Origin of the sequence: Streptomyces sp. NPDC012474 (assembly GCF_042955185.1) — a bacterium.
GTDB lineage: Bacteria > Actinomycetota > Actinomycetes > Streptomycetales > Streptomycetaceae > Streptomyces > Streptomyces cahuitamycinicus.
Genome location: NZ_JBIBEP010000005.1, coordinates 241,123 through 255,779 on the forward strand (window position 1 = coordinate 241,123; position 14,657 = coordinate 255,779).

At 72.0% G+C, this 14,657-nt stretch carries 12 protein-coding genes and 2 pseudogenes; 6 read left to right on the forward strand and 8 right to left on the reverse strand.

Annotated features, from left to right (window positions below; all coding sequences use genetic code 11):
- The first annotated feature begins 12 nt into the window (after positions 1-12).
- Together ACFY9S_RS14055 and ACFY9S_RS14060 are read left to right on the forward strand one after the other, a co-directional pair.
- Positions 13-423, forward strand: a complete 411-nt coding sequence (locus ACFY9S_RS14055) for a hypothetical protein (protein WP_391127197.1) — start codon at positions 13-15, stop codon at positions 421-423.
- Between the two features lie 262 nt (positions 424-685).
- Positions 686-2,641 (forward strand): ATP-binding cassette domain-containing protein, encoded by a 1,956-nt coding sequence (locus ACFY9S_RS14060; RefSeq protein WP_391127200.1) that lies wholly within the window; start codon positions 686-688, stop codon positions 2,639-2,641.
- 9 nt (positions 2,642-2,650) lie between these two features.
- Here the strand turns inward: ACFY9S_RS14060 and ACFY9S_RS14065 are convergent, their stop codons facing one another.
- The 4 genes and pseudogenes from ACFY9S_RS14065 to ACFY9S_RS14080 form a co-directional block, all read right to left on the reverse strand.
- Positions 2,651-2,833: a hypothetical protein gene (locus tag ACFY9S_RS14065; RefSeq protein WP_010039591.1), complete on the reverse strand. Its 183-nt coding sequence runs from the start codon at positions 2,831-2,833 to the stop codon at positions 2,651-2,653.
- A 143-nt stretch (positions 2,834-2,976) separates the two neighbouring features.
- Positions 2,977-3,162: pseudogene (locus ACFY9S_RS14070) on the reverse strand (DUF899 domain-containing protein); the annotation flags it as partial.
- A 124-nt stretch (positions 3,163-3,286) separates the two neighbouring features.
- Entirely contained in the window at positions 3,287-4,651 is a 1,365-nt protein-coding gene (locus tag ACFY9S_RS14075) for an amidohydrolase family protein (protein ID WP_391127204.1), read from the reverse strand.
- Positions 4,652-4,883: 232 nt separating this feature from the next.
- Positions 4,884-6,782, reverse strand: a complete 1,899-nt coding sequence (locus tag ACFY9S_RS14080) for an FUSC family protein (protein WP_391127207.1) — start codon at positions 6,780-6,782, stop codon at positions 4,884-4,886.
- A 253-nt stretch (positions 6,783-7,035) separates the two neighbouring features.
- On the opposite strand from ACFY9S_RS14080, the gene ACFY9S_RS14085 reads away from it, so the two are divergent.
- From ACFY9S_RS14085 to ACFY9S_RS14095, 3 genes are all read left to right on the forward strand, one after another.
- Complete coding sequence (locus tag ACFY9S_RS14085; protein ID WP_391127210.1) at positions 7,036-7,998, forward strand: expansin EXLX1 family cellulose-binding protein; 963 nt, start codon at positions 7,036-7,038, stop codon at positions 7,996-7,998.
- Positions 7,999-8,238: 240 nt separating this feature from the next.
- Positions 8,239-8,640 carry a Rid family hydrolase gene (locus ACFY9S_RS14090; RefSeq protein ID WP_391127213.1) on the forward strand — a complete coding sequence of 134 codons (402 nt, stop codon included), beginning with the start codon at positions 8,239-8,241 and terminating at the stop codon, positions 8,638-8,640.
- A 12-nt stretch (positions 8,641-8,652) separates the two neighbouring features.
- On the forward strand, positions 8,653-9,120 hold the full coding sequence (locus ACFY9S_RS14095; protein WP_391127216.1) for a gamma carbonic anhydrase family protein: 468 nt from the start codon (positions 8,653-8,655) through the stop codon (positions 9,118-9,120).
- Between the two features lie 354 nt (positions 9,121-9,474).
- Here the strand turns inward: ACFY9S_RS14095 and ACFY9S_RS14100 are convergent.
- From ACFY9S_RS14100 to ACFY9S_RS14110, 3 genes and pseudogenes are all read right to left on the reverse strand, one after another.
- Positions 9,475-10,476: pseudogene (locus tag ACFY9S_RS14100) on the reverse strand (alpha-amylase family glycosyl hydrolase); the annotation flags it as partial.
- A gap of 403 nt (positions 10,477-10,879) precedes the next feature.
- Positions 10,880-11,602 (reverse strand): aspartate/glutamate racemase family protein, encoded by a 723-nt coding sequence (locus ACFY9S_RS14105; protein WP_391127219.1) that lies wholly within the window; start codon positions 11,600-11,602, stop codon positions 10,880-10,882.
- 5 nt (positions 11,603-11,607) lie between these two features.
- Complete coding sequence (locus ACFY9S_RS14110) at positions 11,608-13,059, reverse strand: cytosine permease (RefSeq protein ID WP_391127222.1); 1,452 nt, start codon at positions 13,057-13,059, stop codon at positions 11,608-11,610.
- A gap of 178 nt (positions 13,060-13,237) precedes the next feature.
- Between ACFY9S_RS14110 and ACFY9S_RS14115 the strand changes: the two genes are divergently transcribed.
- On the forward strand, positions 13,238-13,891 hold the full coding sequence (locus ACFY9S_RS14115) for a GntR family transcriptional regulator (protein ID WP_102913577.1): 654 nt from the start codon (positions 13,238-13,240) through the stop codon (positions 13,889-13,891).
- Here ACFY9S_RS14115 and ACFY9S_RS14120 read toward each other — a convergent pair.
- Positions 13,888-14,592: a uracil-DNA glycosylase family protein gene (locus ACFY9S_RS14120; protein WP_391127225.1), complete on the reverse strand. Its 705-nt coding sequence runs from the start codon at positions 14,590-14,592 to the stop codon at positions 13,888-13,890. The genes ACFY9S_RS14115 and ACFY9S_RS14120 overlap by 4 nt on opposite strands.
- Positions 14,593-14,657: the final 65 nt, after the last annotated feature.

Sequence of the window (14,657 nt, forward strand, 5' to 3'; positions counted from 1 at the left end):
CGGGGAGGCATCATGCTGAACCTGGACACGCTGGTGCGCGTCCGGCGCGGGCTGCGGACGTCCGGCCCGGCCCTGCGGCTGCCCGTGCCCGACGGCATGACCGCCCCGCTCGGCTGCGACGCGGTCGCGGTCCCCGCCCACGTCGGCCCGCTGATCATGCCCCGGCTGCCCCGCGTGGGCTGCGTCTACGCGGACGAGACGCACTGGTGGTGGCTGGTGCCGTCCGACTCCGACCACGCCCTGGAGTGGCCCGCACCGGCGCGGTACGCCACCGGCGCGGCCGTCCCGGACCTGGTGGAGGTCCCCGACCTGATCCACCGCCCGGACGGCACCCTTCCGTACACGCCGCCGATCCCCCTCTACCTGGCGCTGTGCCGCGCGACGGGGACGGCCCCGTCCTGGTCGCGTCCGGTCAGCGCGTAGACGCGCCCTGACTGATCCCGGCCCGGCTCCGGCCCCCGGACGCGGTTCCGGCCCCGGCGAACGACCGCCCCCGTACAGCCGGCCTGCACACCACCACCCCCGCACCACCCCGCACCCCGCGCGCCGCCCCGCACCTCCTTCCGGCCAGGTCGTGCGCCCGCGCGCATCCGGCGCCCCGGGCTGCGCCCTGCCCGGGGCGGTTTCCGCCCCGCAATAGTGGGCCGCTCACGGACGGGGCACGAGGCGGGGAGGTCGGTCGACGGTGGGGAAGAAGCGGACCGCGCCGGAGGTGTCCGAGTCGGAGCGGTTGCTGTTCGGCGGACCACTGCGCTACGACATGGGCTGGAACCAGCACGCCGACGCGTTCCTCGAGCTGAACTTCCGCGCCATGATCACCCGGCTGCCGTCCCTGCTCGCGTCCAGCCTCCGGCTCGCCCGGCAGGCGGACCGGGGCGCGGCGCGGATCGTGCTGGCCGCCGAGGCCGGCCGGGGCGCGGCGCAGGCGGTGAGTCTGCTCGCGGTGAACACGGTGCTGGCCCGGCTGATGGGCGGCGGGGAGATCGGCGACCGCCTGCGCGGGGCCGTCCCCGCCCTGGTGACGGTGGCCGTCGTGATGTTCCTCGCGGCCCTGCTGCGGGCCGCCAGCACCTACGCCACCGGCCGGCTGGAGCCCAAGGTCGAGCGGGTGGCGACCGAGCGGTATCTGGAGCGGGCAGCGGCCGTCGAGCTGGCCGCGATCGAGGACCACGCCTTCCACAAGCTGCTGGACACCGCACAGTACGGCGCCGCCTCGGCACGCCGGATGATCTCCTACGGGACCCGCGTGATCAACGCGATGATCTCGCTGGTCGCGGCGGCGGGCGTGCTGACCGTGCTGCACCCCGCACTGCTGCCGCTGCTGGTGACGATGACCCTGCCGAGCGCCTGGAGCGCGCTGACCGTCGCCCGGCGGCGCTACGAGTCCTTCCACGCCTGGGTGCAGCACGCCCGCGCGGGCCGGCTGCTCGGGAACCTCCTGATCGAGCCCGAGGCGGCCCCCGAGATCCGGGTGCACGGGGTCGGCTCCTTCCTGCTGCGGCACTTCCGCGCGATGTCGGAGACGGCCGAGGCCGAACAGGCCCGCCTGGCGGGGCTCGCCGCCCGCACGGGCCTGATCGCGGCGGCGTTGACGGGCCTGGCGACGGTGGCCACGTACGCGACGCTGGGCGGGCTGCTGCTGGCGGGCGCGATGGCCCTGTCGGTCGCGGGCACGGCCGTGATCGCGATCCGGACCGGCTCGCAGAGCCTCGACACGCTCGTGGTGGAGGTCAACGCGCTGCACGAGGAGGCGCTCTTCGTCGGGGACCTGCACCGGCTGTACACCGAGGCGGACCAGTGGGCGATCCCGGCGGGCGGTGCGCCGCTGCCGGAGGATCCGCGTGAGATCCGCTTCGAGAACGTCACCTTCCGCTACCCGGGCGACTCGGCCCGCCCCGCTCTCGACGACGTGACGCTGAACCTGCCGCTGGGCCGGATCGTGGCTCTGGTCGGCGAGAACGGCTCCGGCAAGACGACCCTGGTCAAGCTGCTCGCCGGGCTCTACAAGCCGGAGCGTGGGCGGATCCTGTGGGACGGCGTGGACGCGGCGACCGCGGACCGGAACCGGCTGGCCGAGCGGATCGCGATGGTGGCGCAGGACTTCAAGCGGTGGCCGTTCACGGCGCGGGTGAACGTCGCCCTGGGGCGCCCTTCGGTGCCCGTGTGCGAGGACCGGCTGGGCGCGGCGGTCGCCGACGCGGGGGCGGAGACGGTGGTCGCGGACCTGCCGCGCGGGCTGGACACGCTGCTCGCCCGCAACTTCAGCGGCGGTCACGAACTGTCGGGCGGCCAGTGGCAGCGGCTGGGCATCGCCCGGGCGGCCTACCGCAGGGGCCGCATCCTGATCGTGGACGAGCCGACGGCGGCCCTGGACGCCCGGGCCGAGCTGGAGGTCTTCGAGCGGATCCGCGCCCTGGCCGACAGCGGCCAGACGGTCGTACTGATCACCCACCGGCTGGCGTCCGTACGGCACGCGGATCTGGTGCACGTCCTGGACCAGGGGCGGCTCGTGGAGTCCGGGACACCGGAGGAGCTGCTGGCCACCGGCGGCGTCTACGCCGAGCTGTACGCGCTCCAGGCGGAGCAGTTCGCCTCGTCACCCCCGTCGGCCAGGAAGGTGCCGGCGCCGAAGGCGGGCTGACGGCACACGTCAGGCGGTGGCGTCGGCCACGTCCCCGCTGCGCACGATCACCAGGAACATGTCCGTGGCGAGGTCCATGACGACCTCGGCGGGCAGGCCTTCGCTGCGCCGCGCCTGCGCGAACTCCTCCGCAGGCCAGGAGCCACGCGGCCCACCGGCGGGAAAGCGCTCGAGCACCGTTCGCCCGTTCACCCTGCACCTCCATGTAGCGCTGTACTCGTAGAGTTAAACGCCAACCATGGGGTGAACGGCTCGCGAAGTGACGGTACTGAGACGTAGTTGACATGCGTTCACCGCTAAGTGTGACCAACTTCTCAGCCTCTTGGCCTATATGTTCACTTTCCGTATCGGTCGTCGCACTCGTCGTGATGTCGGATGCGCCCACTTCTCGCAGGCGCCCCACGGGTCGACGCGCGCCCCTTGCGGGGTTCCTTCCACTCCTCCTGACGGCCCAGCGCGGTGAGGTCCGGCAGGTCGGCGGCCGAGCCGAGGCCGTCGAGGCCGCGCCCGTATGTCGAGTAATGCACCATTTGGTACCGGAATGTGGAGCAGCTGTGGCAGCGCCCGTCCCACTCGGGCGCGAACATGAACTGCATTTCCCGGATCGCGGAAGTCCGCGGAGCGCGTGCCGTCGGGTGTCAGGTGTCAGGTGTCGTACTGCTGGATGCGCCGGCCGTGGCTGCGGTCGACGAGTGCGGGCAGGCGCTCCTCCAGTTCCCGTACCACCGCCGGCACGTCGATCGTCAGCAGCTTCCGGTCCCGCATCAGGATCCGTCCGTCGACGATCGTGGTGCGGACGTCGGCGGAGCGGGCGCTGTGCACGAGGGTGGCGGCGAGGTCGTGGACGGGCTGGGTGTGCGGCCCGGTGAGGTCGACCAGGACGATGTCGGCCCGTCGGCCGGGCGCGATGCCGCCGGCGCTGTCCCCGAGGCCCACGGCACGGGCGCTCTGCAGTGTGGCGTGGTGCAGGGCCTGCCGTGAGGTCAGCCAGCGAGGGTCACCCTCGGCCGATTTCTGGACCAGCGAGGTGAGGGCCATGGACTCCCACACATCGAGGCTGTTGTTGGAGGCGGCGCCGTCGGTGGCGAGTCCCACGTCGACGCCGATGTCGCCGAGGGCGCGGACCGGTGTGGTGTCGGGCCAGGCGAACTTGAGGTAGCCGCGGGGCGCGCTGGCGACGGCCGTACGACCGTCCGACCGCTCCAGCAGGGGAAGGTCCCTGTCGACGATGCCGGTGCCGTGCGCCAGGAGCAGGTCCGTGTGGAGGATGCCGGTGCGTTCCAGGACCTCGATCGGGGTGACGCCGTGGCGGGCCAGGCTGGTCTCGGTCTGGTCCCGGTTCTCGGCGGCGTGGAGGTGCACCGGCAGGCCGTGCGTGCGGGCGAGCTCGGCGGTGGCGGCGAGGTCGGCGTCGTCGACCGTGTAGGGGGCGTGGGGTGCGAGCGCGGTGGTGATCCGGCCGTCGGCCGCGCCGCGGTGGCGCAGCGCGAACTCCAGCGACCGCTCCCGGCCTTCGGGGCCCTGCGAGGAGAAGAAGGCCTCGCCGAGCAGCGCCCGCATGCCGGATTCCTCGACCACCCGGGCCACCGCGTCCATGGCGAAGTAGTGGTCGGCGAAGCAGGTGACGCCCGCTCTGATCATCTCGGCGCAGGCGAGCCGCGCCCCCAACTCGACGTCCGTCGCCGTGAGGTTGGACTCGACGGGCCAGACGACGTCGTTGAACCACTCCTCGGTCGGCAGGTCCTCGGCGAGGCCGCGCAGCGCGACCATCGGCGCGTGCGTGTGGCAGTTGATCAGGCCGGGCAGGGCGACCTGGCCGCGGGCGTCGATCCGCTCGGCGGCGGGCAGATCCGCGGCCGCCGCCGCGGTGGTGACGGCCTCGACGATGCCGCCGCGTACGACGATCGCGGCGTCCTCGGCGAACCCGATCCGCTCTTGATCGTCGTGTACGAGGACGGTACATGCGCTGATGATGAGCTCGGCGGGACTGTCCGCGGCAGAAGGCGTCACCACGCCAACGTACGACGGCGTCGTAGGGCGGCATGAGCCGAACCGCACATCCCGTCACGGCTCTGTCGTGGGGCGGGCCGGGCGCACACCCCTGGCCTCACCATCCCCGTCTGCCGGCTTCCGAAAGGAACCCGGCATGCTCCTCGGCACCTGGAACCTACCGGCGGCCGAGTTACCGCAGACCCGCAGGACGCCCGGCAAGCCTGCACTCACAGCGACCCCCGGGTCGGGGCTAGCCGGCCAGGGGTGTGCGGGGCGGTGGGCGTAGTCCCACCCGCTCTCCCCGGCGGGAGAGATCGGTGAGGGCGGCCGCGAGGCGCTCCTTGTGGTGGGGCCCGATCCGGCCCGTGTCGTCCAGGTGCACGGCGCAGGCGGTCGTGGTGTCGACGAGGCGTTCCAAAAGGTCGGTCACCTCGTCCGCGCCCTCGGTGTGCCGGGCGAGGGCGGGCAGTTCGTGCGCGGCCAGGGAGCCGGCAGACCGGGCCTCGGCGAGGGTGCGGTAGGCCTCGCGGCGCAGGGTCCAGCGGGTGGCGCGGTGGTCGGAGGAGGTGCCGGAGGTCCCGATGCGCGGGGCGTCGGCCTCGTCGAGGACGTGCGTGAGGTAGGCGTACGCGGCGTCACTCGCCGCCGTGAGCCGGGCGCGCACTCCCCCGCCGCGCTGGCCCGGCATCGGCAGGTGCCCGACGATCAGCACGATCGCGCAGGCCAGCAGCGTCTCGCCGATCCGGCCGGCGGAGGCCTGGGGCTCGCCGCCGACCATGACGAGCGCGAGGACCAGGACGGTGGCGACGGCGGTCTGGGCGGCGAAGTGCCGGGTGGCCACGGGTATGAGCGCGCCGCTGAGGGCGACGAGCGCGATGAGCCCTTCCGGGTGGGGCAGGACTGCGGCGAGCCCCGCGAAGAGCAGCGCCCCGAGGACGGTCCCGGCGGCGCGGTTCAGCACCCGCGAGGCCAGCGGTCCCAGATCGGGCTTGACCAGGAACACGGCGGTGGCGGGCAGCCAGTACCAGTGCTCGTGCTGCCCGTACCACTGACTCTGGTGCAGGGCCTGGGCGACCGCCGAGCTGGCGCCGAAGCAGAGGGCGACGCGGAGCCCGTACTCGCGTCCGGCACTGCCGAGAACGGCGCGCAGCCGGTCCCCGGCACTGCGAGGACGGGTGTGCAGATCATCACCGCCCCGGCCCTGGTCGAACACCTCGGCGGCGTGCAGGAGGGCGTCGTCGAGCGCGCGCAGGGCGGGTGCCGAACGGGACGGGGCGGGCAGCGGCCCGGTGTGGGTGTTGCCGCGCACGGCGGAGGCGAGCCGCCGGGGGCCTTGGGAGGCCCGCTCGGCGATGGCCTCCTCGGCCCAGGCGAGTGCGGTGGCGGCCTCGGCGAGGGGGAGAGCCGCAGCGTACTGCGCGTGCAGCCGGCGCTCGGCGGAGGAGGAGGCGTACCTGCGCAGCCTGGGCCCGGTGAGGGCGTCCTGGGCGTGGTCGAGGGCGGCGGTCAGGGCGGCCCGGCGGGGGATGGCGTCCGGCCCGCCGACGGCGTCTAGCAGTTCGGCGACGGCCTCGTACACGCGGGCCACGGCAGCGCGCTCCCCGTCGAAGCGGAAGTCACCGGTGAGGGAGCCGGGCGTGGGCAGGACGAGCCGCAGCACGAGCAGCCATCCCGCCCCGGCGAGATAGGCGAGCGCCCGCTCCCAGCCCGGCTCGGGCAGGGGCATCCCGGCGCCGACCGCCGAGCCGACCAGCAACTGCGTCCCGACGGCGGACGCGACGGGCCCGACGGCGCTCATCCCTCCGGCGACGAGCCCGACGACCGTGAGAACCACGGTGAGCACGACCGCCCCGGTCTGCTGCCCGGTGTACGTCCCGGCCACGAGCCCCAGCGCACCGCCCAGGGCGGGCACTCCGATCCGCCGGACGGAGACGCGCCGGCTCCCGGGCCGGTCGTTGATGCCCGCCAGCATGGCGGCGATCGCGGCGACGACGCCGAGGGAGGTGAGACCGGTCTGTACGGCCAGGAGCAGCAGCGGCCCGGCGGACAGGGCCCCCCGTGTCACCGCGCTCCAGGGAACCGGCCCCCGCTGCGCGCTCAGGGCGTGCGCGAGCCAGGGCGGAAGGTGCGGGGTGATGCGGCGGGACACGGGGCTCCTGTCGTCTCGACGAGGGCAGGGGAAAGCCTTCGGGCGACGGCGGCCGGGGCGGGGTGTGGCTGCCCACGGTAGGCGGGGTTCCTGGAGAATAGGTTTCCGGAACGTGTCGGACGGCCCGGAACCGGCGTTCTTTATGTACGCAACCCGGAAGCGGACGCCCGGCAACCTTTCCGGCCCCGGCGACCACTGGTGAGTCGTGAGCGCGCGTTCTCCTGAACCACGCAAGGACTCGAAGGACTCATCCGTGGCATCCGCATCCCATCGCCGTCCCCTTCGCAAGCGGCGCACGGCCCTCGCCTGGACCGTCGCCGTGGCGGCCGTCGGACTCCTCGTCTCGTTCGTGATCGCCCTGCGCCCGGGCGGCGAACCGGACACGGTACGGACGGCGGCCGAGGCGTCCGCCGGAACCCGGCCGAGCGCCTCGCGCACGGCACACGATCCGGCACCGGCTCCGAAGCCCTCCACGACCTCCCCGTCCTCGACGGTCTCCCCGTCCTCCGCCACTCCCACCGCGACCGCCACACCGGCGCGGCCCTCGCCCGCCGCCACCCGCTCGTCCGCACCGCGTCCGGCGTCCGGCACCGCGCCCCTGGCGGGACGGATCAAGCCCGGGACCACCTACACCGGCGTCGCCACCCATTACGACGCCAAGGACGGTGACGGCGCCTGCCTGTACGGCCCGAGCCCCGACCTGATGGTCGCGGCGATGAACCACACCGACTACGAGACGTCCCAGGCGTGCGGTGCGTACATCCTGGTCCGCGCCGCGAGTGGCGCCTCCGTCACCGTCCGGGTCACCAACGAGTGCCCGCTGCCCTGCGCCCCCGGGCAACTCGACCTCAGCAAGGAGGCCTTCGCGAAACTCGCCGGTCTCTCCGCCGGCCGGATACCGATCACCTGGAGCCTGCTGAGCCCCGGCACGTCCGGCACGGTCTCGATCCGCTACAAGACCGGCTCCAGCCGCCACTGGTGCGGCATCCAGGCACTCGGCCACCGCAACCCGCTGGCCCGGCTGGAGGTCAGGAGCGGCGGTGGCTGGACCCGGTTGACGCGTACCGAGTACAACTACTTCCTCTCCCCCGGCGGCACCGGCTGCGGCGGCTCCCTCAGGCTCACCGACATCTACGGCGAACAGCTCACCGTCGACGGCCTCCCGGTCCGCCCGGACACCGTCCAGCCGACCCGCGTGCAGTTCACCCGGCGGTGACGGCGCGAACGGCCCGGGCGAGGAGCGTCTCCGCGTCGGCGACGGCCCGGTTGAGCGCGGCCGGGCCGTCCCGCCAGTTCCGCACGACGTGTCCCGCGGCGGGCTCCTCGGCAGGTGGGGTCCGGGGAAGCGTAGGGGGAGGGCCCGGCCGCCGGGAACCGAAATACGGGTGCGTGCGCGTGCCGGGGCACTCATGATCGGTGGGTTGTCCTGTCGCCGTCCGCAGATCGGAGACCTCACGTGATCCGCCGCGTCACCGTCCCGGCCCTCTTCCCGCCGCCCACCTACTCCCACGTGTCCGTCGTCGAGGCCGGCACACGGCTGGCCTTCCTCGCCGGTTCCGTCCCACTGGGCCCGGACGGCACTCTCGTCGGGCCGGGGGATCCGGTGCGGCAGGCCGAGCAGGTCATCGCCAACCTGCGGGAGCAACTGGAGGCCGTGGGGAGCGATCTGGCGCACGTCGTGGCGACCGACGTGTACGTGGTGAGCGGTGAGCCGGCCGTACTGTCCGCCGTCTGGAGTGTGGTCGAGGCGTCCGGCCTCAGCGCGGGTCCGCACTCCTCGACGCTGATCGGCGTGGCGTGCCTCGGGTACACGGGGCAGCTGGTGGAGATCACGGCGACAGCCGTCGTTCCCGAGTAGGCGAGGACCGCCATGTTGATCGAGCACCGCGGGCGGCGCCCCGTCGTCCCCGAGTCCGCGTACGTCGCCCCGACGGCCGTCCTGTGCGGGGCCGTCGTCCTCGGTGAGCGCAGCCGGGTGCTGCACGGGGCCGTGCTCACCGCGGAGGACGGCGAGGTGCGGGTCGGGGCGGACGTCGTCGTGATGGAGAACGCGCTGGTGCGGGGGCGGTCCGCGCACCCCGCCGTGATCGGTGACGCGGTGCTCGTCGGCCCGCACGCCCATGTCAACGGGGCGACCTTGGAGGACGAGGTCTTCGTGGCCACCGGCGCCTGCGTCTTCCCGGGGGCCGTCGCGGGCGCCGGCTCTGAGCTGCGGATCCACAGCGTGCTGCAGGTCAACTCCGTGCTGCCGCCCGGCACCGTCTTGCCCATCGGCTGGATCGCGGCGGGCGCGCCCCGGGCCCGGCTCTTCGCCCCCGGGGAGCACGACGAACTCTGAAGCGCGCAGGTTCGTAGATTCCCGGACCACCTTGCGCACGAACCCGTCCGTCGTTCGGTTCATTCTGCCCGCCTCGGCTGCGAGTTCACGCGAGCGCGGCACCGGGTCGCTCGTCCGACAGCAGGAGAGCGGGGTGTCGGGCAGCCACGGGGCTGCCCCGGCGTGGTCGGGACTGAAGCCGAAGGGCGGGGTATCGCCGGACCAGGGCATCGGCACACGGCAGCCGTCGCGACCGCGGTGGGTATGCCCCGAGCGACGCCCGATGGGGTCCTGCAGCGCTTCATCAGGCAGGTCCTCCACTTCCCACAGGCCAAGTTCCTCGCCCTGGTAGAGGTAGGCGCACCCCGGAAGAGCCAGCGTGAGCAGAACGGCCGCACGGGCCCGACGCGTTCCCAGATCCACGTCGAACGGACCGGCGAGAACGTGATCGGCGAGGTCGTGCACCGGGCCGTTGGTCTGCGGCCGCCCGTAGCGGGTGAGGTGTCGTATGACGTCATGGTTGGAGAGCACCCAGGTCGCCGGTGCGCCGACGGCGCCCATCGTCGTCAGGGAGCTGTCGATGGCGGTGCGCATGTGCGCCGCGCGCCAAGGGGTTGTCAGGTAGTCGAAGTTGAAGGCGGTGTGCAGTTCCCCGGGCCGGGTATAGCGGGAGAGGCGTTCTGGATTGCGCGCACACGCCTCGGCGACGAACACGCGGGGCTCGGCATAGGAGTCGGCCACCGCGCGCCAGTCACGGAAGACTTCGTGGATTCCCTCGCGGTCCCAGTGTGGATTCCCTCGCGGTCCCAGTGTGGATTCCCTCGCGGTCCCAGTGAGGATGGCCTGGATGGGCCGCCGATCCGATGAGTTCGATGTCTGCCGGGCCCAGGTCCGGCAGACCGGGGGCCTGATCATGGCGTGCGCGACGTCGATGCGGATCCCGTCGACGCCGTGATCGAACCAGAACCTGAGGACCGACTCGAATTCCCGGCGAACCTCGGCATTGTCCCAGTTGAGGTCGGGCTGTTCAGGCGCGAACAGATGCAGGTACCACTCTCCGGGCATGCCGTCGGGCTCGACGACCCGGGTCCACGCCGAACCACCGAAAACACTCCGCCAGTTGTTGGGCGGCAGGTCACCATCCGGCCCGAGGCCCGGCCTGAAGATGAAACGGTCGCGCCCCACGCAGCCGGGACCGCCGGCCAGCGCCTCGCTGAACCAGGGGCGCTGCGAGGAGGCGTGGTTGGGCACCAGGTCGATCAGGATACGCAGCCACAGAGCGTGGATCTCCTCAATCAGTGCGCGGGCCTCGGGCAGGCTCCCGAACGTGGGATCGATGGCCCGGTAGTCGGTGACGTCGTAACCGCCGTCGGCCATCGGAGAGGGGTACAAGGTGTTCGACCGATAGGTGTGGAGAGAGAAGACCTCCGCCAGGCCGACAGCATCGCGTCCCGGAGTCCGGGAACGGGTTTCGGATTCCCCATGAACCCGCAGATTTACGAGTCCCACTCGCAGAATCTGCGGGTGATTGCGGGAATCTCACGCTCACGTGGGACGCCTCGAACACGGGTCTCCTACCTGTCGACTTCGCCCGATCGCGCTCCTGGTGTCCACCCAGGAACCCGTGCGTACTCCAGTTGGCAGATCCAGGAGGCGCTGGACTTCCCCGGCACGGTGTACGGCATCCCGCGGGGCACGTCGATGCGGGAGGTGATGGCCCGGCAGGTGGGGTTCTACGGAGCCCATCACGACGACGTCACCCTCGACGGCCCGGCATGAGCTACCGCCCGGCGGGCCTGCCCCACGTCCTCGGTTTCGGGAGCGGTTCGGCGTAGCTCCCCACCCGGCTCGTGGTCAGCCCCAGTGCCACCAGGGACTCCGCCAGTTTGACCGCCGCGGCGACCCCGTCGACGACCGGCAGGCCCAGCTTCTCCCCGACGGCCCGTTGCAGCCCCGTCATGCCTGCGCAGCCGAGGACGAGCACTTCCGCCCCTGCCGCGCAGGCCCGTTCGGCGGCGGCCAGGAACGCCGTCTCGGTGCGTTCGTCGTCGCCGAGGTCGAGCACGTTCAGGCCCGTTCCGACGACCGCCGCGCAGTTCCGCCTGACGCCCGCCGTCTCCAGACTGTCCTCGATCTGGCCGCACGAGCGCTCCAGCGTGGTCACGACGCCGTAGCGGCGGCCCAGCAGGCAGGCGAGGTGCGCGGCGGCCTCGGTGATGTCGACGACCGGTACGTCCACCAGCTCCCGCACGCCCTCCCGGCCGTGCTCCCCGAATCCGGCCATGACCACGGCGTCGTACGGCGCTCCGTCATAGGTTCGCAGCGTGTCCAGGACGGCCGCGGCGGACAGGTAGCTGTCGAGCCAGCCCTCCGCGGACGCCGGTCCCCAGGCGGGGGTCAGTCCGGTCACGGTGGTGCCCGGGCCCGCGGCGGCCCGGGCACCTCGTACGATCTCCTCGGTCATCTCCTGCGTGGTGTTGCAGTTGGTGACGACGATTCGCACGTCTCTCAGACCTCCGCGGTGGCGCGTTCGGGACGGCACAGGGCGGCGTACAGCCCGGCGGCCAGCGCCGTGCCGATGAACCAGGAGTACGGGGCCACGTCGCTGAAGGTCTTCACCAGCGCGAGCACCGCCGCGACACCGGCCGCGGGCAGGAACGCCCACAGCGCCTTGGGGTTGACACCCTTGCGGTAGTAGTAGCGGGCGCCGGGGGTGGCGTCGAACAGTTCGTCCACGTTCACACGGCCGCGTTTGACCCAGTAGTAGTCGAGCATGATCACGCCGAACAGCGGGCCGAGGAAGGCTCCGAGGCCGCCGAGGAAGTAGTTGACGACCGTCGGGTTGGAGAAGAGGTTCCAGGGGGTGACGAGCAGCGCCGCGACGGTGCTGATCATGCCGCCGACCTTGAAGGTGATCTTCTGCGGCCACACGTTGGCCAGGTCGTACGCCGGTGACACGAAGTTGGCGACGATGTTGACGCCCATGGTGGCGATGGCGAAGGTCAGCGCGCCCACCACGAGCACCCAGGTGTTGCCGATCTCGGCGACCAGGTAGGCCGGGTCGGTGATCTCCTTGCCGAAGACCTCGAAGGCACCCGCGGTGACGATGACCGACACGATCACGAAGGCCGTGGAGTTGATGGGCAGGCCCCAGAAGTTGCCGCACCTGACCGACCTGTAGTCGGGCGCGAAGCGGGAGAAGTCGCAGAAGTTGAGCATCAGTGTGCCGTAGGTGGCGAGGACCAGGCCGATCGCGCCGAACCACTGGCGCCACTGCTCGCCGACGGAGACCGGATGCGGGGTGGAGGTGAGCGAGATCGTCCAGCCGGCCTTGTAGAGGATCCACACGGCCAGCGCGATCATCACCAGCCAGATCGCCGGGCCGCAGAAGTCCTGGAACTTGCGGACCGATTCCATGCCCCGGCTGATGATCGCCGCCTGCACCAGCCACAGCGCGATGAAGGAGACCCAGCCGAGCGCGTCCAGGCCCAGGAAGGAGTTGTGCGTCCACGACTCCAGGCTCGGCCAGGCCGCCAGCAGCATCACGTTGACGGCGACGGACGCGAGGTAGGTCTGGATGCCGTACCACATGATGGCGATCACGGCCCTGATCAGCGCCGGGATGTTGGCGCCCCAGATACCGAAGGCGATCCGGCTGACCACCGGGAAGGGCACGCCGTGGCGCTGGCCGATCTTCCCCATCCAGTTCATGCCGATGTAGATGATCACGAACCCGACGAGCAGGGACGTGAAGATCTGCCAGACGTTCATGCCGAGGAAGAGCAGTCCGGCGGCGAAGGTGTAGTTGCCGAGGTTGTGGACGTCGGACATCCACATGGCGAAGAGGTCGAAGACCTTCCAGTTGCGCTTCTTGGCGGGCGCGAGGTCTTCGTTGGTCAGCCGGGGATCGGGAACGAACGCTGGGGTGCCGGTCTCTGCGGCACGGTCGGCGAGGGACACGGGGCCTCCACGAGCAAGGGGGACGACGGAGGACTGCTCCGCAGGACGGTAAGGGGACGCCCCGCGAGACGTTTTGGTATACCAAACTGCGCCATGGTCTCCCCGTCAACCGTTCTGACCGATGTCGCTCTCGTTAACGCTGCGTAAAACACACCTCGCGTCGACGAAGATGGGCTGCATGACGAAGATCGAACCCCTCGGAGCGATACGCGAACGCGTCACGGCCGATCTGCGCCAGGAGATCATCGCGGGCAGCCTCCGTCCCGGCGACCGCCTGGTCGAACGCGAGCTGGCGGAGCGTTTCGGTGTCTCGCGGGTGCCCGTCCGGGAAGCGATCCGGGCCCTCGTGGCCGAGGGCTTCGTCCACTTCGAGACACCCCGACGCACGGTAGTACGCCGTCTCACCCCGACCGACGTCAAGGAACTGTTCGAACTGCGAGAGGCCTTGGAGGTCTACGCCGCCGGACTCGCCGCGTCCCGCGCCACACCGGAGGACCTGGCAGAAGTCCAGGAACTCGTCGACCGCGCGGCCACCGCGACCGAGGCCGGGGACGCCGAGGTGATCACCGACGTCAACAGCCGCCTGCACGACCGCATCATGGCGATGGCGGGCAACAGCCTGCTGACCGAGGCCCTGGAACCGGTCGCCGGCCGGCTGCGCTGGATGACCCGGCGCAACGAGGAGTGGCCGCAGCTCCTCGTGGAGCACCGCGAGCTGTACGAGGCGATCGCCTCGGGCGATCCGGACCGGGCCCGCGCTCACGCGCTGACGCACGTACGGACCAACTACCGCTCCACGGTCCGCCACCTGTTCGGCGAGGAGGCTCCCTAGGGAGTGCCGGCGGACAGGCCCGCCGCTCGCCCCGCCGTGCGCAGGACCTCGCGCAGCATCGTGGGGGTGAGCCGGCCGGTGAAGGTGTTGCGCTGGCTGACGTGGAAGCAGCCGAAGAGTTCCAGGCCGTCGAGGGGGTAGCGGGCGCCGTGGGAGAAGGCGGGGCGCGGCCGGGGCACGGACCAGCCGGCTGCGGCGAACGCGGGCAGCGCGGCCTGCCACCCGAAGGCGCCGAGTACGACCACGGCCCGCAGCGTCGGGCGCAACAGCCGCAGTTCCTGCACCAGCCAGGGGCGGCAGGTGTCCCGCTCCTCGGGGGTGGGCTTGTTGGCGGGCGGGGCGCAGTGCACGGGCGAGGTGACCCGCACGCCGTACAGCTCCAGGCCGTCGTGGGCGTGCTCGGCGGTCGCCTGGGAGGCGAGGCCCACGTCGTGCAGCGCCTCGTAGAGGACGTCTCCGGAGCGGTCGCCCGTGAACATCCGGCCGGTGCGGTTGCCGCCGTGGGCGGCGGGGGCGAGTCCCACGATCAGCAGCCTGGCGTCCGCGGGCCCGAAGCCGGGCACCGGCCGGCCCCAGTACGTCCAGTCCGCGTAGGCGGCCCGCTTGGCACGGGCCGCCTCCTCGCGCCAGGAGACCAGCCGCGGGCAGGCCCGGCAGTCGGCGATGCGCCGGTCGAGGAGGGTGAGTCCGCTGGCATCCATCACTCCACCGTAGGCGCAGGCGGGGGCACAGTCGTCACGAGGGCCAGATCCACGCGGGCCGGTGC

What these genes read in the sequence shown, in the direction of transcription:
- ACFY9S_RS14055 (WP_391127197.1), top strand. Translation starts at nt 13, where the DNA reads ATGCTGAACCTGGACACGCTGGTGCGCGTCCGGCGCGGGCTGCGGACG.
- ACFY9S_RS14115 (WP_102913577.1), top strand. Translation starts at nt 13,238, where the DNA reads ATGACGAAGATCGAACCCCTCGGAGCGATACGCGAACGCGTCACGGCC.
- ACFY9S_RS14120 (WP_391127225.1), bottom strand. Translation starts at nt 14,592, where the DNA reads ATGGATGCCAGCGGACTCACCCTCCTCGACCGGCGCATCGCCGACTGC.
- ACFY9S_RS14095 (WP_391127216.1), top strand. Translation starts at nt 8,653, where the DNA reads ATGTTGATCGAGCACCGCGGGCGGCGCCCCGTCGTCCCCGAGTCCGCG.